At 67.6% G+C, this 19,016-nt stretch carries 16 protein-coding genes; 4 read left to right on the top strand and 12 right to left on the bottom strand.

Annotated elements, in window-relative coordinates; all coding sequences use genetic code 11:
- The first annotated feature begins 169 nt into the window (after window positions 1–169).
- Window positions 170–1,378, top strand: coding sequence for a pyridoxal phosphate-dependent aminotransferase (locus OG976_RS20380; protein ID WP_328352768.1), 1,209 nt, complete (start codon window positions 170–172; stop codon window positions 1,376–1,378).
- On the opposite strand, the gene OG976_RS20375 is transcribed toward OG976_RS20380, so the two are convergent.
- The 8 genes from OG976_RS20375 to OG976_RS20340 are packed head-to-tail and all read right to left on the bottom strand — an operon-like array spanning window position 1,372 to window position 11,232.
- On the bottom strand, window positions 1,372–2,679 hold the full coding sequence (locus OG976_RS20375) for a cytochrome P450 (protein WP_328352765.1): 1,308 nt from the start codon (window positions 2,677–2,679) through the stop codon (window positions 1,372–1,374). The genes OG976_RS20380 and OG976_RS20375 overlap by 7 nt on opposite strands.
- 10 nt (window positions 2,680–2,689) lie before the next feature.
- Window positions 2,690–3,790 carry a methyltransferase gene (locus OG976_RS20370; protein WP_328352762.1) on the bottom strand — a complete coding sequence of 367 codons (1,101 nt, stop codon included), beginning with the start codon at window positions 3,788–3,790 and terminating at the stop codon, window positions 2,690–2,692.
- The gene (locus OG976_RS20365; protein WP_442930553.1) at window positions 3,783–6,005 is read right to left on the bottom strand and encodes an MMPL family transporter; all 2,223 of its coding nucleotides are present in this window, start codon (window positions 6,003–6,005) and stop codon (window positions 3,783–3,785) included. The genes OG976_RS20370 and OG976_RS20365 overlap by 8 nt, the downstream gene beginning before the upstream one ends.
- Window positions 5,999–7,636: an AMP-binding protein gene (locus OG976_RS20360; RefSeq protein ID WP_328352760.1), complete on the bottom strand. Its 1,638-nt coding sequence runs from the start codon at window positions 7,634–7,636 to the stop codon at window positions 5,999–6,001. Before OG976_RS20360 ends, OG976_RS20365 begins: the two co-directional genes overlap by 7 nt.
- On the bottom strand, window positions 7,633–7,899 hold the full coding sequence (locus tag OG976_RS20355; protein WP_328352758.1) for an acyl carrier protein: 267 nt from the start codon (window positions 7,897–7,899) through the stop codon (window positions 7,633–7,635). The genes OG976_RS20360 and OG976_RS20355 overlap by 4 nt, the downstream gene beginning before the upstream one ends.
- A complete protein-coding gene (locus OG976_RS20350) occupies window positions 7,896–8,918 on the bottom strand; it encodes a 3-oxoacyl-ACP synthase III family protein (RefSeq protein ID WP_328352756.1) in 1,023 nt (340 codons plus the stop codon). Before OG976_RS20350 ends, OG976_RS20355 begins: the two co-directional genes overlap by 4 nt.
- Window positions 8,915–9,565, bottom strand: a complete 651-nt coding sequence (locus tag OG976_RS20345; protein ID WP_328352754.1) for an SRPBCC family protein — start codon at window positions 9,563–9,565, stop codon at window positions 8,915–8,917. The genes OG976_RS20350 and OG976_RS20345 overlap by 4 nt, the downstream gene beginning before the upstream one ends.
- Window positions 9,562–11,232, bottom strand: coding sequence for a thiamine pyrophosphate-binding protein (locus OG976_RS20340; protein WP_328352751.1), 1,671 nt, complete (start codon window positions 11,230–11,232; stop codon window positions 9,562–9,564). Before OG976_RS20340 ends, OG976_RS20345 begins: the two co-directional genes overlap by 4 nt.
- 840 nt (window positions 11,233–12,072) lie before the next feature.
- Between OG976_RS20340 and OG976_RS20335 the strand changes: the two genes are divergently transcribed.
- Window positions 12,073–13,473, top strand: a complete 1,401-nt coding sequence (locus tag OG976_RS20335) for an ethanolamine ammonia-lyase subunit EutB (RefSeq protein ID WP_328352748.1) — start codon at window positions 12,073–12,075, stop codon at window positions 13,471–13,473.
- On the top strand, window positions 13,470–14,243 hold the full coding sequence (gene eutC / locus OG976_RS20330; protein ID WP_328352746.1) for an ethanolamine ammonia-lyase subunit EutC: 774 nt from the start codon (window positions 13,470–13,472) through the stop codon (window positions 14,241–14,243). Before OG976_RS20335 ends, eutC begins: the two co-directional genes overlap by 4 nt.
- A 3-nt stretch (window positions 14,244–14,246) precedes the next feature.
- Here the strand turns inward: eutC and OG976_RS20325 are convergent, their stop codons facing one another.
- From OG976_RS20325 to OG976_RS20315, 3 genes are all read right to left on the bottom strand, one after another.
- Window positions 14,247–14,717: an LppA family lipoprotein gene (locus OG976_RS20325; protein WP_328352744.1), complete on the bottom strand. Its 471-nt coding sequence runs from the start codon at window positions 14,715–14,717 to the stop codon at window positions 14,247–14,249.
- Window positions 14,718–14,815: 98 nt separating this feature from the next.
- Window positions 14,816–16,624, bottom strand: a complete 1,809-nt coding sequence (locus OG976_RS20320; protein WP_328352741.1) for an alpha/beta hydrolase — start codon at window positions 16,622–16,624, stop codon at window positions 14,816–14,818.
- A gap of 6 nt (window positions 16,625–16,630) precedes the next feature.
- On the bottom strand, window positions 16,631–16,960 hold the full coding sequence (locus OG976_RS20315) for a WXG100 family type VII secretion target (RefSeq protein ID WP_328352738.1): 330 nt from the start codon (window positions 16,958–16,960) through the stop codon (window positions 16,631–16,633).
- 311 nt (window positions 16,961–17,271) lie between these two features.
- Between OG976_RS20315 and OG976_RS20310 the strand changes: the two genes are divergently transcribed.
- Window positions 17,272–17,679 carry a hypothetical protein gene (locus tag OG976_RS20310; RefSeq protein ID WP_328352735.1) on the top strand — a complete coding sequence of 136 codons (408 nt, stop codon included), beginning with the start codon at window positions 17,272–17,274 and terminating at the stop codon, window positions 17,677–17,679.
- A 120-nt stretch (window positions 17,680–17,799) separates the two neighbouring features.
- On the opposite strand, the gene OG976_RS20305 is transcribed toward OG976_RS20310, so the two are convergent.
- On the bottom strand, window positions 17,800–18,513 hold the full coding sequence (locus tag OG976_RS20305) for a hypothetical protein (protein WP_328352733.1): 714 nt from the start codon (window positions 18,511–18,513) through the stop codon (window positions 17,800–17,802).
- Between the last annotated feature and the right edge of the window lie 503 nt (window positions 18,514–19,016).

The raw sequence follows: 19,016 nt of genomic DNA, 5'->3' as shown, positions 1-19,016 counted from the left end.
CGTCGTCTCACCTCCCGTCGCGATCACTGGCGCGGTCATCTTCGCACCCCGAGCGGGCGGCTAACAGCCCGATGGACCAGCGCACGCCTGTGAACCGGCTACCGAGACGGTCATACGCGCCATCGCCAGCGGGGCTTTCTGCCACACTTTTGCGGGCGAGAGGATCCGGATGAAGTTCGCACAGGCGAGCAGGTTGTCGAACCTGTCTTACGACATGGCGGGGCCGATCGCTGAGCACGCGGCGCGGCTGGAAGCGGCGGGCCACTCCGTCATGCGACTCGATACCGGCGACCCGCATCCGTTCGGGTTCGACCCGCCTGCCGAACTCGTCCGCGTGATTGCCGACAATCTGGCCGCATCAGCGGGCTATGTCGCACCCAAGGGGTTGCCGGCCGCCCGGTCAGCCGTGGCCGAGTACTACCGGGAGCGCGACGTCCTGGTCGACGCCGACAACGTGTATGTGGGCAACGGCGCCTCCGAGCTGATCGTCATGGCGATGACCGCGCTGCTGGAGTACCGCGACGAGGTCCTCGTCCCGGCGCCGGACTTCCCGGTGTGGACGGCGGCGGTGCGCCTCAACGGCGGGCTCGCTGTGCACTACCGCTGCGACGAGTCGTCGGACTGGTATCCCGACATCGCCGACATCGCGGCGAAGGTCACCTCCCGAACCCGGGCGATCGTGCTCATCAATCCCAACAACCCCACCGGCGCGGTGTACCCGCCGGAGGTGCTGACCGGCATTCTCGACATCGCTCGCGAGCACAATCTGGTCGTGTACTCCGACGAGATGTACGACCGCATCCTCTATGACGGAGCCACCCATACCGCGACGGCCTCGCTGGCACCGGACCTGCTGTGCCTGACATTCAACGGTCTGTCAAAGTCCTACCGCTGCGCCGGGTTTCGCGCGGGCTGGCTGGCGGTCTCCGGGCCGACCGACCACGCCGCGAGCTATCTGGAGGGTCTGACCGTGCTGGCCGGACTGCGCCGGTGCGCGAACGTTCCGGCCCAGCATGCGATCCGGCTGGCGCTGGAAAGCGAGCAGCCGGTCGGCGATCTCACCCTGCCCGGCGGCAGACTGCGCGAGCAGCGTGATCGGGCGTGGACGGCACTCAACGCGATTCCGGGTGTCTCGTGTGTGAAGCCCCGCGGCGCGCTGTATGCGTTCCCGAAGATCGACCTCGCCAGGTATCCGATTCGCGACGACGAACAGTTCGTCCTGGACTTGTTGCTGCAGGAGAAGATTCACCTCGTCCCCGGCACGGGGCTGAACTGGCCTGAGCCCGACCACGTGCGGATCGCGATGTTGCCGCACGCCGACGAACTGGAAGACGCGATCGAACGGTTCGGTCGTTTCCTGGCCACCTACCGTCACTGACGGCGACCCGTCACCTCCAGCACGATCTCGCGACTGGGCCTGGTGGCGATGCCGCGCGGCACCGCGCGCGGCGGTGTGCGATTGCGCTCCCGGGCCGGTTGGCGCAACTCGAGGGTCTGCAGCACCGTGCCGATCGCCACGGCCAACTCGGTCTGGGCGAATGCGGCGCCGATGCAGCGGCGAAAGCCGCCGCCGAAGGGCGCGTACTGAAACGGCGACGGCTTGCCGTCCAGGAACCGGGTGGGATCGAACTCATCCGGCCTGTCCCACAGCGTCGGATTGAAATGCAATGCGGGAAGCGCGATTCCGACGATATCGCCGGGTGAGCAGGCAACGCCGGCGACGGTGAGCGCCCCGGTGAGCCGGCGCAGGACGATCGGCACGGCCGGATGCATGCGCAGGGTTTCCTGGATCACCGCACCCAGGTACGGCAGCGCGGCGATCTGTCCCGGTGTGGCCGCCGCGGTCAGTTCCTCGAGGACGCGGGAGCGCACCCGTTCGTCGCGGTGGATGTGATACAGCGCCCACGCCAGCGACGTCGACGTCGTCTCATGCCCGGCGGCGAGCATCGTGCGCAACTGGTCGTGCAACGCGGTGTCCCGCAAGACCTGGCCGTTGTCGTCGGTGGCGTGCAGGATCAGGTCCATCACGTCGCCGCGGTGTTCGCCGCTGCGGTGGCGTTCACTGATCTCCTCGCCCAGCAGCCGGTCGAGTCGCCGGCGCGCGCCGACGAGCCGTGCCCATGGCCCGCGCCCGGCGATCTCGCGGCGCAGCCAGGGCACCAGCATCAGCGGTGCACTGCCCGACTGCAGAAGCTCGCTCGTCACGTCTGCGTACTCGGCGGCCCGGGCCGGGTCGGTCACACCGAACACCACCCGGATCACGACGTCGAGGGTGATGGCTTGCGCCACATGGCCAACCAGCATCTCGTTGCCGGGGTGCAGATCGGCGATCGCATGACCGGTGGCCTCGGCGATCAGGTCGGCGTACCCGCGCATGACCTCGCCGCGAAACGGCGGCGCCAGCACGCTGCGGGCCTGCCGGTGGGCTTCACCGGAGAGCAGAATCAGGGAGTTCTCGCCGACGACGGGTTCGATCGGGTTGGGCAGCGGCGCCCGGCACACTGCCGACGGCGCGGTGAGAATGTCGCGGGCGGCGTCCTCGGTCACGAAGAACAGCACCGTGCCCAGGCCGGGAAAGCGCACCACGAACGGCCCGGTGTCACCGGCGTGGCGCCGGAACATCCCGTCCGGGTCGACTCCGGCCCAGATCGCACGCCCGATCGCCGAGGCGATACCCATCAGATGCCCATCAGTGCAGCGCCACCTCGTCGACGACGGCCTCGACCACACGCAGCGGTGAGGCGGTCGGAACCACCCTGGTCATCCGGAACCCGGCCTGCCGCAGCAGTTCCCGATACTCCCCCTCGGTGCGCTCGCGGGAGCCGAGGTTGATCAGCATCTCCAGATCCACCCAGTTCTGCGGACCGTCGCGGCCGTCGTCGCTGACCACCATCTCGACCAGCAGCACCCTGGCAGCCGGGCCGGCCGCCACGCGGACGTTACGCAGGATCGCCAGCGCCTTGTCGTCGGGCCAGTCGTGAATGATGTTCTTGAGCAGGTAGGCATCGCCGCCGGCGGGAACGCTGTCGAAGAACGAGCCGGCCACGATCTGCACGCGCTGCGCAATACCGCTGTCGCGCAGGATCTTCGGCGCATCGGCCACCACCGAGGGCAGATCGTAGAGAATGCCTTGTGACCCGGGTGCGGTGGCCAGCGCGGCGGCCAGCAGCGCACCCTGGCCGCCGCCGACGTCGACGATGGTGCGGTAGGCGCTGAAGTCATAGCTGCCCACCACGACCGCATGCGTCATCTGGGCCAGCGCGGTCATCGTCTTGTTGAACAGCTCGGCGTGCTCGGGGATGTCGTCGAGGTAGTCGAAGCCGTCCTTGCCGCGCAGCGCCGGCACGATCGACTCGCCGGTGCGCACCGAATCGGCCAGCAGTGTCCAGCGTTCCCGCTGCTCCTGCGAACCCTGGAAGAGCGCAGCACCCTTCAGCGAGATCGGTGCATCCGAACACAACGTGGCGGCAAGCGCATTCAGCGCGTAGCGGCCGTCGCGGCGGCGACGGAAGATACCTCTGCCGATCAGCGCCCGCAGCAGCCGGCCCAACGCGTCGGCGTCCACACCGACCCGCGCGGCCAGTTCGTCAAGCGGCAGCGGCCCGTCGTGCAGTGCGTCAGCGATCCCGAGTTCGGCGGCGGCGGTGATCGCCTGGGCCGGCCACCCGGAGACGATGAGTTCCATCATCGACATCGGCGCCGGGACCAGCCGTTGATGCACACGCAGGAGGTGATGGCGGGTCCACTCGATCGCCCGGGCCAACCCCGCGGGCGGGACGGGCTTACGCATCAGCGACCCCGTTCGATCCAGTCGGCACCGTCTCGCGGATGCCGATGCGTTGATGAAGGCGGACAAGGGGTTTCGGCGCCCACCAGTTCGACCGGCCCATCAGATGCATGAACGCCGGAACCAGCAGCGTACGCACCAGCGTGGCATCGGCGAGGATCGCGAGGGTCAGGCCGACACCGAGCATCCGCAGGAACGACACCTGGGCACCGGAGAGCGCCGCGAAGGTGATCGCCATGATCAGCGCCGCAGCCGTGATCACCCGCGCGGTGCGGGCCAGGCCCATCGCCACGCTCGTGTCGTTGTCGGCCGGTGTCTGCGCGCTGGCCAACCAGTACTCCCGGATGCGCGAGACCAGGAACACCTCGTAGTCCATCGACAGGCCGAAGGCGATGCAGAACAACAGCACCGGGATGCTGATGGCCAACGTTCCGGTGGCCGTAGTGCCCAGCGCACCGAGGTTGCCGTCCTGGAAGATCCACACCAGCGCCCCGAACGCGGCCGTCAGCGATAGGACGTTGAGTAGCAACGCTTTCAGCGGCACCACGACGCTGCCGGTCATCAGGAACAGCAGCACGAAGGTGATGCCGGCGATGATGGCCAGCACCAGTCCCAGCCGGGATGCGATGGCCGCGGCGGTGTCCCGATTGACCTGTGCGGTGCCGCCGAACAACACCGCCCGCCCGTCCGGGCCGGGCACCGCCTGCAGCCGGTCGAGTTGAGTGTCCGAGGCGTGGGAGTACAGCGGGGTGGCGCTGGTGACGGTGAGGAACGCCTCGCTCCCTGCGGCCGCGGTCGGTGTCGACGGTGGCCCCGACGGCGCCCCGGCCACGAAGGTTCCGCCGGGGGCGGACACCGAGGTGACCTCCTGCACCTGCGACAGCTGTGCGGCGTAGCGGTCCAGCGCGGCCGGGGTGACACCGTCGGCGTCGGGGATCACCACTGTCAGGTTGGTGGCGAGGTCGGCCCCGAACCGGGTCCGCAACTGATCGCCCACCACGTGTGCCGAACTCGTGGTGGGCAGCACCCGGTCGTCGGGAACTCCCCATTTGACGGCGGTGAACGGAGCGCCGAGCGCGACCAGCAGTGCGACCACCGCCAGCCCCACCGGCACCGCTGCGCGCATCGCGAACATCGCCACTCGATACCAGCGGCCCTCCTGCACCGCAGGCGCTTGCCGAACCCGGCGCCGCAGCGACAACGCATCGAGGCGGTCGCCGAGCAACACGATCGCGGCCGGGGTCACGACCACCGCGGCGATCGAGGCGAACGCCACCACGGCGACACCGGCGTAGGCGAAGGACTTCAGCGCGTAGATCGGGAACAACACCATCGCCGCCATCGACAGGGCGACCGTCAACGCCGAGAACAACACGGTGCGGCCCGCCGCGGCCATCGTGCGCTGCAGGGCGGTGTCACGGTCGGTGCCGGCGGCACGTTCGTCGCGATAGCGGCTCAGCAGCAGCAGCGTGTAGTCGATGGCCAGCGCCAGCCCCATCGCCACCGCCAGATTCAGCGAGAAGATCGAGACGTCGGTGGCGAGGCTGATCAGCCGCAGCACGGCCATCGCCCCGAGGATCGCGATGCCGCCGACCACAACCGGCAGTGCGGCGGCCACCAGACCGCCGAAGACCCACACCAGAACCAGGAAGCTCAGCGGAATCGCAATGCCCTCCATGATTTTCAGGTCTCGTTCGCTCTGCTGGGTGATCTGCAGTTTCAGCACCGCCTCACCGCCGGCGTGTACCGTCACCCCGTCGCGGTCGTGGACGACCTCGTTCATCAGGGCGTCGGCGTTCTTCGGCGCACCGTTGTCACCGCCGGTGATGCCGGCGACGATCACCCCGATGGTGCCGTCCTTGCTGATCAACGGTGCCGCCGCCGGGGGCGGCGCGGTCCACGGTGAGGTCACCGTCGCCACGACAGGTGAGCGGGACAGCGCCTGCACGATCTCGGTGCCCACGGCTCGGGCTGCGCCACCGGTGACGCCGTCGGGGGAACTGACCGTGATCAGCAGCGGCATGTCACCCTGGCCGAAGGTGTCGGCGAGGACTCTGGTCGCCTGGGAGGACTGGGCGCCGGGGTCGGTGAGCCCGCCCGCGGAAAGCCTTCCGGCAACGGGGATGCCGAACACAGCGGTGCCGACCATGACGAGGATCGCCACCACGATCATGCGCCGCGGGGCGTCGATGGCCAGCCGGGTGATCGCCGCTAACAGAGCGTCCCCCCGGATACCGATGCCTGCGGGAGCGTGCCTGCCAACCACTGCGCGCGGGCATCCAGCCTGCGCAGCTTTCCGCTGGAGGTCCTGGGCAGCGACCCCGGCTCGACCAGTGCGACATGGCTGACGGCGATACCGGTGCGCTGCAACACCCGTGCCTCGATGTCACGGGCGAGGTCGGGCGGGGCGCCGGGAGTGGTTTCGACGAGCAGCGCCAGGGCTTCCTCCCCGGAGTCGTCGGGCAGGTAGCCCACGGCGACCGCGCATCCGGTACGCACCCCGACCAGTCCGTCGAGTGCGGCCTCGAAGTCCTGGGGCGCGTGGTTGGCGCCGCGGATCACGATGGTGTCCTTGCTGCGCCCGGTGACGAAAAGCTCACCGTCGTGGACGAATCCGAGGTCACCGCAGTCCAGCCAGCCGTCGTGCAGCGTCGCGTCGGTGAGGTCGGGGCGCCCGAAGTAGCCCGCCATCACGCTGGGTGCGCGCACCAGGATCCGTCCGGTGTGGTCGGCTGGTAGCGCCTGTGACTCGTCGTCACGGATCTCGATCTCGACACCGGCCAGCGGGCGGCCGACGCTGACCCTGCCGTCGAGCGTTCGCAGCGGGGTGCCGGCCGGTTTGAAGGTGACGGCCAGCGAGGCTTCGGCCAGCCCGTAGACCGGAGTCATCGCCGACGCCTGGAATCCCCACTGCCCGAACCGTTCAGCGAAGCGGGAGGCGAGTTCGGCGCTGACCATCTCCGCACCGTTGAGGCACAGCGTCCAGGAGCTCAGGTCGACGCCGTCGAGCTCGTCGTCGCGAATGCGTTTCAGGCACAGACCGAAGGCGAAGTTCGGTGCGGCGGTGACGGTTCCGCGGTGTCGCGAGATGGCGCGCAGCCATGCCGAGGGCACCGCGAGGAACAATTCGGGGGCAAGCAGCACCAGGGTGCACGGTAGATAGAACGCTGACAACAGGTTTCCGATCAACCCCATGTCGTGGTAGAGCGGCAGCCATGTCACCCCGACGACGTCGGTCATCCCGGCGTGGGTGAAGTAGTCGCCGATGGCGGCCAGGTTGGAGAGCAGGTTCGCGTGGGTCAGGGCAACCGGTTTCGGATCGTGCGTTGTACCCGAGGAGAATTGGATCACCGCGATGTCGTCGGGACGCGCGGTGAACTGAGGCGCGTCGCGCCCGTCGAGCTCCCCGGCGGTGACGCACCCGAGTCGGGGTGCGGCCTCGGCGACCGGTGCCTGCAGCGCCGGGCTGATGCGGTCGTCGGTGACCACCAGGGCGGCCTGCACGGCCTGCAGCATCGCGGCGGTGCGGTGGTGGTATTCGGCGAGCTTGCCCAGCCGCACCGGCGGGTACAGCGGCACCGGAATGGCACCGGCCAACAGCACACCGAAGAAGCACGTCACGAAATCGGGACTCGTCGGCAGCACCAGGGCGACCCGGTCACCCTGTGCCACACCATGATTGTGCAGGCCGGCGGCGACAGCTCGGGCGCGCCGCCGGATCTCGTCCATCGCCACGGGCTGGTCGGTCTCGTCGCGGCCGACGAAGATCAGCGACCGGCCACTGTGGGCGGCGGCGTCGAGCATCGCATCGAGGGTGGCGAACTTCGGCTCGACGGCGGCGCCGTTCATGAGCGCTCCTGGATGCGGCGCAGCACCAAGGCGGCCAGGTCGCCGATGGTGCCCAGATCGTCGCCGTCCTGCGCGTCGAGGTCGATGTCGTAGCGGGCTTCGATCCGGAACACCAGGGACAGCAGGTGCGCCGAATCCAGACCGGCGTCCTGCAGCGCGGACTCCGCCGAGAGGTCCACCGCGCCGATCTCGGCGTGGACCAGGTCGATGATGTCCTGGGTGACGGCGGCCAGGGTCGCCGGCTGCCCGCTGGGCAACGTCACGTCGGCCGTCCGCCCCACCGCACCGCCGCTGCCGCCGCGAAGTCCCCGGCATGGGCGAAGCCGGCCATCATCACGATGTCCCCGGGCTTGACCTGCCCGTCGCGGATCGCCGCATCGAAGTTCACCGGGATACCGACGGCGAACAGGTTGCCGCACTCGTGGAACGTGTCGCGGTGGTGCTCGGGGTCGATGCCGAGCGCCTCATTCCAGTTACGCAGCAGCAGCCGGTTGGGCTGGTTGGTGACGAGCATGTCCAGGTCGCCGGATTTCACCCCGATGCGCTCGCACACCGCGCGCACCACCGCGGGCACCTGCCGGTTGCCGCGGCCGAGCACCTTGATGATCTTGCCCTCGTTGAATCCGACGTAGCCCTCCCCCGTGCCGGCCTGCCACCACTGCCGCGGCGGGTCGGTGGCCAGCGTCATGTCGGTGGCGTTCTCGCCGAAGTAGCGGCATTCGATGTCGAGCACCGGCGAGGTGTCCGCACACGTGACCAGACCGACCGCGGCCCCGTCGCCGGGTACGGACGCCTGCGCCTTCACGCGCACCTGTTCCTGCTCGAAGATCGTGCCGCCGGCGTTCTGGGCCACCGCGATCAGCGCGGTACGCCCGCCGCCGCCAGTGAGCAGTTGGCGGGCGAGCTTGAGCATCAACACAAATGCCGCGCAGCCGCCGTTGTGGACGTCGACGATCAGGTCCGGGCTGATGCCCAGCCGGTGCGCGAGCTCGCCGCCGGCGCCCAGGATCGGCAGGTCCGGCAGCTGGGAATGGGTGAGCAGCACGTCGACGTCGTCGAGGACGTGGGGTCCGTGGCGCTCGACGAGGGTCTTGACCGCCTGCTCGATCATGTCGACGTTGGATTCGCCCTCGGCGGCGTGGTGGCGGAAGTCGGGCGGGCGGAACATCGGGTTGTCGCGCAGGTCGTCGTCGCCGCTGAATTGGGTGTACCACGCTGCGGGAAGCCGCTTTTCGGGCAGATAGGTGGCGATGTCGACGAGGCTGACGGTGGGTTCGGTCATCCGCGCATCCAATCGGGAGTGACGGGCAGCCCGTGGTGGTGCCGGTATTCGGCGATGGCCTTGAGGTTCTTGAGTTCCAGCAGATGACCGGGGCCGAACATCTCCCAGAAGTCACCGACCCACACCGGCCGCTGCGGTGGCGCGGTGTCGGGGTAGGGGTTCTTGTCGTAGAACGGGTGGTGGCAGTTGGTCCACAGCACCACCGAGCCGGGCTTGTCGAATACCAACTGCGCGTCGACAACTCGCATCAGGTAGATCATCCACAGGTGCTTGCCCTGATCCCAGGCGCAGTGGTAGTCGACGGTGCGGGCGTCGCGGTTGGCCACGGTGCGGGTGTAGATCTCGGTCTCGTTGCCGAGCCGGTCGTAGGCCAGCCACAGGCCGGGTTCACCGGTTTGAGTGAACCCGCGCAGGCTGTAGGTCCACTCCTCCAGGGACCGAGTGTCGGACAGGTAGTCGAACAGTTCGTCGGGCGGGCAGTCGACGTAGTCGCTGACGGTGCAGTACTCACCGAACACCTCGTCGTGGGGGTAGACCGCGTGGATCATCTCCATGAGCACCGGGGTGGCCTTCTCCCGCGGCGAGGTCTCGATCCGCATCAGGCCGGGCAGCGGGTCGGTGATGTCTTCGAGTGCGGGCAATGTCATTGGCTTTCCTTCGCGGTCGAGGCCAAAAAGGCTGTGAAGGGCGGTATTTCATCGGCGGAGCATTCGACGGCGACCACCGACGGTCCGTCGGCGCCCAGCGCGGCGTCGAGGGCCGCCACGAACCCGGCACGGTCGCAGACGTCGGTGGACGGCAGGCCCGGGAACATCGCGGCCAGCCCGGCGCCCAGGCGGCTGGGGCCGAACCGGTTGTAGCTGTAGCCCCCGCCGTAGAACACCTGCTCGCGGGTGACGCACATCGCGTGCGCCTGGTTGTCGAACAGGACGAACGTCACGGGAAGCTGATGCTGGATCGCGGTGTGAATCTCCATGCCGTGCATGTAGAACGATCCGTCACCGGCGATCACGACCACCCGGCCGGGCTTGCCTGCCCTGGCGAATGCCATGCCGACGCCGGCGCCGAAGCTGTAGCCCATGCCGCCCATGCCCAGGGCCACCAGGAAGCGGCCGTCGCGGCGGGCCGGGAGCCAGTGGATGGCGGCGGCACCGATATTGCCTGCGTCGACGGCGATGTCGGTGCCGTCGGGCAGGACGGCGTCGAGGTCGGCCATGGCGTCGCGGTACCGCACGCCGGGGCCGGTGTGCTCGGGCGGGGCGAGTTCGGTGGGTGCGGTGTGGTGTGGCGTGCGCGGTCTGGTGGTGAGCGCGTGGGCCAGGGCGGCCAGGGCGGACTTGAGGTCGTCGGTGTGGACGTGGGTGGCGGGGAGGTACGGCGGGGCCGAGCCGAGGGAGGCGACGGGGATGGCGGCGAGGGTGGCGTCCAGGCCGCGGCGTGCCATCAGCGGCATGCGGCTGCCGACCAGCAGGCATGCGGCGCTGCTCGCGATCGCCGCGCTGACGGCGGGATGGCCCATCACGCCGGCCACCCCGAGCGCCGCGGGGGCGGCGTCCTTGGCGTCGGGCTCGGTGACGATGGCGGCGTCGAGGGTGGCTTGTAGGTGATGCAGTTCGGCGCGGGCGTCGTCGCGGGCCACCTGGTCACCGGCGACGATCGTGACCGGGCCTGTGGTGGTGGCCAGCAGGTCGATGATCGGGCCGAGGTCAACGGGAAGCTGCGGGTGAGCGGGGATGTCGTCGTCGGCCGGTGCGTCGATGAGGGCTTGCTGAATATCTTTGGGCAACAACAGGACCGCGGGGCCCCGCAGGCTCGTCACGGCGGCGAGCGCCTCCGGCAGGGCGGTGAGGATGTCGCGCGGGGTGGTGATCCGCTGGCAGAACACGGACACCGCGGAGAACAGGGCCGCGGCGTCGAGGGTGCCGTTGGCGCCGCTGGTGTCCTGGAACGGGCCGAGCCCGTCGTCGGCTGCGAAAGCCTGGCCGATGAGCGCGAGCACCGGGACCCGGCTGGCCAGGGACTCACCCAGGCCCGGGACAGTGTTCAGGGCACCGCCGCCGGAGGTGGCGACGACGACGCCGAGGGTGGGCGCGGTGCGACTGTAGGCATCGGCCATAGCCGCGGCAGAGAACTCGTGCTTGGCGACGATGGCGGTGACCTGCGGGTGGGCGTGGGCGGCGTCGTAGAGGTCCTCGATGTTGGCGCCGTCGACGCCGAAAAGGTGGTGGATACCGCGTCGGGCGAGGTGGTGGACGATGTAGTCGACGACCCGCAGGCGTCCGGTCCCCGCGCCGGGGTCAGCGCTGACCGGCATGATGCTCGAGCGCAGACGCCCCCGATACATACCTACAACCAACGCCTGCCATGCCCCGCCTGACTACTCCACTGGACTCCGACGAAGGCTAGTTCAGGGTGCTTAGTTTGCGGGGGGCTTTGGGGATCTCACAGGACACTGGGTTCCCGAGTGGATGGTCCGCGCTGCTCGACCCGGGATCCACACGTCAGTCCGACCGCCACTGGCTGTCGGACTCCACTGCTAACTTCAGGACCATGCGCAACGGACATCACGCGCCGCGGGACTCGGTGGAGACACCGCAGCCCCTGCTTGTCCTCATCCGGGGGTAACAGGCAGGGGCTCTTGTCCCCGGAGGCCTCGCCTTGTCCCGAACCGATGCCCATGCCCCACTCTGGGTCCGCCTCTCACGGCACGAACTCGCAGTCGAGCCGAACCATGCTCACCGGCAGGAGGCCTGCGACCTCCCGCAGACTCCGCCCGCACGTCGGCAATCAGAGTGCCCGAATACGACCTGCTGCTGGACGTTCCGCTACACCGGCGTCGCTGTCTGCTCATGCTGGATGTGTCACGCCGGACCCCAACACCGGCAAGACAACCGCAACCAGCGACAGTCGGACCGGCGGGTATTGGCAGCTGCGCTCAAGCTCTGGCGCCACGGCGACACGTCGGCATTCGACGACCTCGCTATCCCCGGCCGCAGGCACTTCTGGTAACCCGCAGTCCCCAGGCGCCTCCGGCGAAGATCACGCCGCTTCAGGTGGACAACTGCCGGGATATCGGCGACACTTTAAAGGTTGGCTTACCGACCTTTAAAGAGACCCATGGTGGCTCTCTCCCCCGCCGGATGAGGAGTCCGCCATGTACCGCCAGCAGCTGTCCGGCGTCACGTACGCGTTCGACGGTCTCGTCGATGTCATGGCCAAGGCAACACCGCTGCGCTCGGGTGATGAGTTGGCCGGGTGCGCCGCCGAGTCCGACGCCGAGCGGGCTGCCGCCGCCTGGGTGCTCGCCGATCTCCCATTGGATGTCTTCCTCAACGAGGCCGTGGTGCCCTATGAGACCGACGAGGTCACCCGGCTGATCATCGACACCCACGACCGGCAGGCCTTCTCGGCCATCTCACACCTGACCGTCGGCGGTTTCCGGGACTGGCTGCTGGACAACGCCTCTCACGCAGGTGGCGCATCCCGCATCACGGCCGCCAGTGGCGGCATCACACCGGAGATGGCGGCAGCGGTCAGCAAGATCATGCGCAACCAGGACCTGATCGCGGTCGCCGCCGCGATGGAGGTCACCGCCGCGTTCCGCACGACCGTCGGCGGTCGGGGCACGCTGGCCACCCGGCTGCAACCCAATCACCCGACCGACGACCCCCGGGGGGTGGCCGCCGCCGTGCTCGATGGGTTGCTGCTGGGATGCGGCGATGCCGTCATCGGGATCAACCCGGCGACGGACTCGCCGCACGCCACCTCTGACCTGCTGTATCTGCTCGATTCGATCCGCGACCGGTTCGCCATCCCCACCCAGTCGTGCGTGCTGTCGCACATCACCACGACCATCGGGCTGATCGAGGAAGGCGCTCCCGTCGACCTGGTCTTTCAGTCCATCGCGGGCACGCAAGGGGCGAACTCGGCGTTCGGGGTGACCATCGACCTATTGCGCGAGGGCAACGCGGCCGCACGCTCGCTGAATCGCGGCACCGTCGGCGACAACGTGATGTATCTGGAGACCGGGCAGGGCTCCGCGCTGAGTTCGGGTGCCCATCTGGGCACCGGCGGCAAACCGGTCGACCAGCAGACCTTGGAGGTGCGCGCGTATGCGGTCGCCCGCGATCTGCAGCCGCTGCTGGTGAACACGGTCGTCGGCTTCATCGGCCCGGAGTACCTCTACGACGGGCGGCAGATCATCCGGGCCGGCCTCGAGGACCACTTCTGCGGCAAGCTGCTGGGACTGCCGATGGGCGTCGACGTCTGCTACACCAATCACGCCGAAGCCGACCAGAACGACATGGACAACCTGCTGACGTTGTTGGCGGCTGCCGGGGTCGCCTTCGTCATCACGGTTCCCGGTGCCGACGACGTCATGCTCGGCTACCAGAGTCTGTCCTTCCACGACGTTCTGCTGACCCGCCAGACCATGGGGCTGCGGCCCGCTCCCGAGTTCGAGACGTGGCTGCGCAGCATCGGGATGATCGACGACGGCGGCAGGCTCACCCCGTTCGACGTGACGAACTCGCCACTGCGGGAGTTGACCGCATGAGCACCGACGACGTCGCACGCCAGCAATTCTGGGACACCTTGCGCCAAAGCACGCAGGCGCGAATTGGGTTGGGACGGGCCGGGAATGCCCTGCCGACGCGCAATGTGCTGGAGCTGTCCGCCGCCCACGCGGCCGCACGCGACGCGGTGCACATCCCGCTGGACACCGAACGGCTGGCCGCCGCGATCGCTGAGATCGGCATCGGGCAACCGGCGATTGTCACCAGCCAGGCCTCGTCACGCGGCGAATACCTGCGCCGCCCCGACCTCGGCCGGCTGCCCGCCGATCTGTCGTCGGTTCCTGATGCGCCGGCCGATATCGGTTTTGTGCTCGCCGACGGGCTGTCACCGACCGCGTTGATGCATCACGCGGCCGCGCTGTTGGACGCTTTGGTGACCGAATTGGGTGATCGGTACACCCTTGCTGCGCCGGTGATCGCGACCCAGGCGCGGGTCGCGCTCGGTGACCACATTGCCGCCCGCGGGCAGTACACGACCCTGTTGGTGATCATCGGTGAGCGTCCCGGCCTCAGTGTCGCCGACAGTCTGGGCATCTACCTCACCCACCGGCCGAAGCCGGGATGCAGTGACGCCGAACGCAATTGCATCTCGAACATCCACCCGCCCGACGGTCTGGGGTATCGAGACGCCGCCCGCATTGCAGCCGGCCTGGTCGCCGGAGCTCGTCAGCTCGGCCAGTCCGGTGTCGCGCTCAAGGACACGTCCCGGGGCATCGGCATTGACGCCGGAGCGCAGCCGCTGAACCAGTAGGCGCTAGTGCTTGTTTGCGGGTAGCCGGCATCCCGTACTGCCGGTCAACAGCGCCGCCTTCTGCGATGCCACCCGCAGCACAGTGCCTGTCTCGCTGGAGAACTGCGCGTCATGGTCATCGGGCGCGCTCTTGAACACCGTCACGTTCCCGGCACCCAACGTCCGTGCGGCTTCGGCAACAATGTCATACACCCGATTCCAGTCCTGTTCGGGGACAGGAACATCGGACACGTACTTTGCGAGCAGTATTTCCTGGCCTTCGGACTGTTCGTAGGGTGGGTTGCACCCGACTCGGCCTTCGTCGAGGCGCCACTCGAACCTCATCGCCGGCGCAACGGCGGCAATCTGTTGTCCGACATGCTCAATGGCCGCGATCATCTGGGCTCGGGCGTCTTCCAGCGTTGGCAACGAGGTCAGCGACGCCGCTGCCTGGCTGGCCTGGGTGGGATCGGTCGGCTTGTAGGGATTGCTCACGTGACATCCTGTTGTTCCTAGGGCGATGGCCATCGCACATGCGAGTGCGGCGATTCGGCGTGGTCGGCGAGACGGTCGCGGTGTCATAGATGGTCTGCCTACCTTTGGGGAATTGGGGTTGTGCCGGCGATGACCGCGGCGATGTTGTAGCCGGTCGTGTAGAGCTGATTGTGAGTGGAGTCCCAGCGCGGGTAGTCGCTGTGACCACTGGCAGCTGCCAGTGCTCGCCCGTCCGGCACGGTCACGGCGCCGGTTTCCAGATGGGTGAAGTTCGGGTTGGTGGCCGGGTTGGGTCCGAAGTCACCCGCGCCGCTCAGATCGGCTGCAGCGAGGCCGGATTGGGCAAGCTGATTGAACGGCGGTGGCAGCAGCGGTGCTGCGGCATGGGCGATCGGCGGGCCGTCATAGACCATCTGGATGGGGTCATTGGGGGTCTCCATGGTGAAGACGTGGCCGGGCGACAGGCCCAGCTGTTGAGGTGTGGTCGCTTCAATTCCCGGTGAGCCGTAGAACAGCGCCTTGTCCACGCCGTGATCGCCCGGTTCCTGGAGGGCCAAGCCGGTGGTGAGCGAGCCGTAGGAATGGCCGATGGCGGTGAGGTCGAGTGGGCCGTGATGGGCGGCGTTGATGCCGTCGTAGAACCGGGATAGATCCACCGCACCCGCCTCGGCGACCGCGTCGTGACTGACCTCCCAGCCGCCCTGCAGTGAGGCACCCAGATTGTCGGTGCCGGGAATCTGTGGGGGGTCATAGCCGATCCAGGCGATCGCGGCCACTCCCTCGTTGCCGCGACCCGTCGCCACGAGCTGGCTGAGCGCTTCGCTGCGGACACGTTCGGCTTCATCCGCCATCCCGCCGATGGCGTCGTGGACGGTGGTATTGAGTCCGGGAGCCGTTACCGACACGTGTGCCGCGCTATCGGGGTCACCGACCGCAATAGCGGCTCTGGCCTGGCGACCGCTGTCGGTATCGAGCAGCATCAGCTTGCGTTCGGGGTGCCCGGAGACCGCGTTGTCGACGTGTTGCAGGTCGGGCAGGTACCTGGCGTTGCCCAGCGCCTCGTCGTACTTGGCCTTCCAGGCTTGGTACTGCTCGCGGTCGCGGGCGTAGTTTCCCGCCCCGCGTGGGTTGGGCAGATTCTGTCCGCCGGCCCAGTCCGGGTGCTGAGCCCTGAGCGTATCGGCTTGTGCCTGAGCGGCTTTCGCGCTGGCAAGTTGGTCGGCCAGGTTCAGCCGATTGTAGTGATCGCCACCCGGATACACGTCATCACCGGCCGGCATGCCCGGGTGGTTGCCGATGTTGTGGTCGCGGCTGTAGAGGTAATCCTTCTGTTGCGTGGACAGGCTTTGCCAATAGTCGGCGAACTGCTTGGGGTCATCCGGCGGCGGGCGGTCCGGCTGTGGACTGGACGTCGGGATCGGCGTCGCACCGGCGGCCAAGTTGATCGCGTTGGCCAGTGCGATGTCGACCAGGTTGGCTTCGGCCACGATCGTTTCCAGGCGCGGCTGGAGTTGGGCTTGCTTGAGTTCGGCTTCCATCGGGTTGCGCACCTTGGGTCCCGGAAGGACTGTGCCCGCTATCGGATCGATCTCCATACCAAGGGATTCCGCGTCGGACTTGAGGGTGGCGAGTTCGGATTTGATGCGCTCGATGTTGTCGGCGGCGCTACGAGCGGCGTTGGCGACGGCCAGCGCCTCCTGACCGTGGGCATCGAGATCCTTGCGGGTCTGGCCGATGGCGTCCCTGGCCGCCTCGGCCGCTTCCCCGCCCCAGGTTTCGAAGGCCGGCAGCGTCGCCAGACCGTCGGCGGCATCCTGAGCGGCTTGGGCACGGCTGGTGGCGGCGTGGAACACCTCGCGCACGTCACCGGAGTTCCAGCGCTCGATGTCTTGGACGGTCAGGGTCACACCGGCTCACATGGCGGTCTGGTTCGCGATGGCATTCGCTGTTCGAGCCGGCTCCTGCAGGGCCTGGCTGTTGCGCTGTTCCATCTCGGCGAACCCCTGGGCACTGGTGTGCAATCCCTGCGCGTGGTCGCTCAATCTGGTGACCAGCGCGCTGGTTGTGCCGACCCATTGCGCCGCCAGGAGTTCCATCGCGGCGGCCGAGGCGCCCTGCCAGCCCGCCTGTGCGGCGTCGATGCGGCTGGCCGCGGCCGCATGCTTGGTGGCCACGTCTTCGCCGTGGCCGGTGACGGCGGTTCCTGATGCGGCCAGCTGCTCGATGTTGACCCGAAGCGACATGTCATCTCCCTCCAGACCTGCTGGATTATGGATACCAGCAAAGGGCGGACGGGCGCCAGTTAGGTCGGATGGGTATCGGGGTCACGGGAGCAATGTGTTCGAGAATCTCATTGGGTGAGTTGGCTCGGCCTGGTTGGTTTGGTAGCCCTGGAACGGTGCAGTCCGACACAATGTCGACCGGAGTCCAACATGATGCTCCTGAGGCTGATCTAGTTCTGTCGTTCATGTTTCCCCGGGCGAGGCAGCGCACCACGGAGCGATTATGAACCGAGAGGTGCGATACAAACTAGCCAGCCGAGCCAAGGAGAACTGTGAGCGTCATCCGTGTCAACTTCCTACCGGAGTTCCACTTCGGCGGCGACGCGGTGATGTTGACCGTGGACGGCGACGGGCTCGACACGTTCAAGACGGCCGTAGAGCACGCAAGAGCCGACCGGTCATCGCACCTCCTACACGATGGCGCCGAGCAGGAGTTCCACATTGAGCCCGGTGCGGCAAGTATCGAGCTCAGTCCTGGGCGCGTGGTGTGGCGGCTCGACGATGCCAAAGCCGCGGAAATCGCCGACGACCTGGCTGCGCTGAGCAGAGTGCGCGACGACGGGAAGACGGCCGGTCACTTGTATGTGGATATGGCGACTCCGGCCGACACGCTCGTCATATCCCGGGACGAATACACCGACATCATTTATCCATGGGTGTCGCCGAAGCAGGCGCATTGACTGACGTGCCGCCCGACGTGAACCGCCAGCTGACCACGTAGACGCTCACCTGCTATCCGCAACATCTCGGGAAGATCATCTCGTCGCCGAATTCGATAACGAGACGGCCGAATTGACTGCTTAAACGGCGAGCTCGATGACTTCGCCTCGGATCGCCCACCGAGGACCGATGGGGTCTGCCGCAAGCAATTCGCCCGCAACACATCGATGGTCCGCAGGGTCCCACTTAACGCCCTCGCGATAGGGCGATGCGAGGCGAGGCGAGACTCCGAGAACAGCACGGTGTTGATCGAGCAAGTGGTTCTCGATCTCGGCGGGCTCTGCCGGGATCACTGTGGCGATTCGTGCTGCCGCGTCAGGCAGGACCGTCGTGTCGGTGTGGGCCTGGAAGGCACTAATCACGCCGTCGAAGACACCCTTCACCAGGTTGCCCAACACCGGCTGGCGGCCGAGGGGTGGTCTGATCTGAATTCTGACGGCGAACGGCGCCTCCGGCGGACATGCCCGGTCGGCCACCTCGACCTGCCCACGCGATAGGGCCAGCCAGACCTGTGGCAGCTTCTTTTCGCCCGCGAACTCGCCGAGATCAATCCAGTCGAACGACGCGAGCGTTCGGCTCGGCTGCCAGTGATCGAAGGTGCCCGAGCACTGTGCAAGCGCGTACCGGTAGCAGAACGGGTAGTCGCCACCAGACCGAGCCGGTGGCACCCCGTGGCCGTATTCGAAGCGGATGCCGTTGCGCCCGGCGCTCTTAAACGAGTCGATGTTGTAGAGCATGAGGTTCTCGACGTCGGCTTTGAGAGGCTTGACTCCGAAGAACGTGGCGTGCAGCACCTGTCCAGATGACGGGATGAGCTGACCGCATCGGCTCCTGATCTCGTTCCGGAGGTCCTCTTGCGAATCCGACCGACATTCGAAACGGATGTAGTCATCCGCCCACGCCTCAACCACAGAACTGTCCCCGGCAGGTCCGTGAATCTCGTAGCGTCCCTCCATGATCTAGGCCTCGACCGCCTGCTCGGCGAGCCTGGTTGCGGCGGGCCGGGCGGCAACGTCACTGGGGCAGCAAGTACCGCACGGGTCGATCGACTGTCCCACCGTCTCGGCCGCCCACTGCTCGATGTCGGCTCGATGCTCTGAGCACACCTTCACGTATGGTCCGGTCCAACTGCTTCCCATGGGAGTTCCATTACCGATAGTCCGGCAGCTGGCCAGGTGCAAGCGCGCTTGGCTCGTGTTATGGCTTCGCGCGATGTTGATTACGTAGCCCTCTTGATGTGCAGCGAGCCAAGCGAGGAAACCGGTGTCGTCGTCCCGGAACTCAATGCACCGTGTCA

The sequence above is a fragment of the Mycobacterium sp. NBC_00419 genome, from assembly GCF_036023875.1.
In the GTDB taxonomy this organism is placed as follows: domain Bacteria; phylum Actinomycetota; class Actinomycetes; order Mycobacteriales; family Mycobacteriaceae; genus Mycobacterium.
This window is presented reverse-complemented; position numbering and strand designations above follow the sequence as displayed.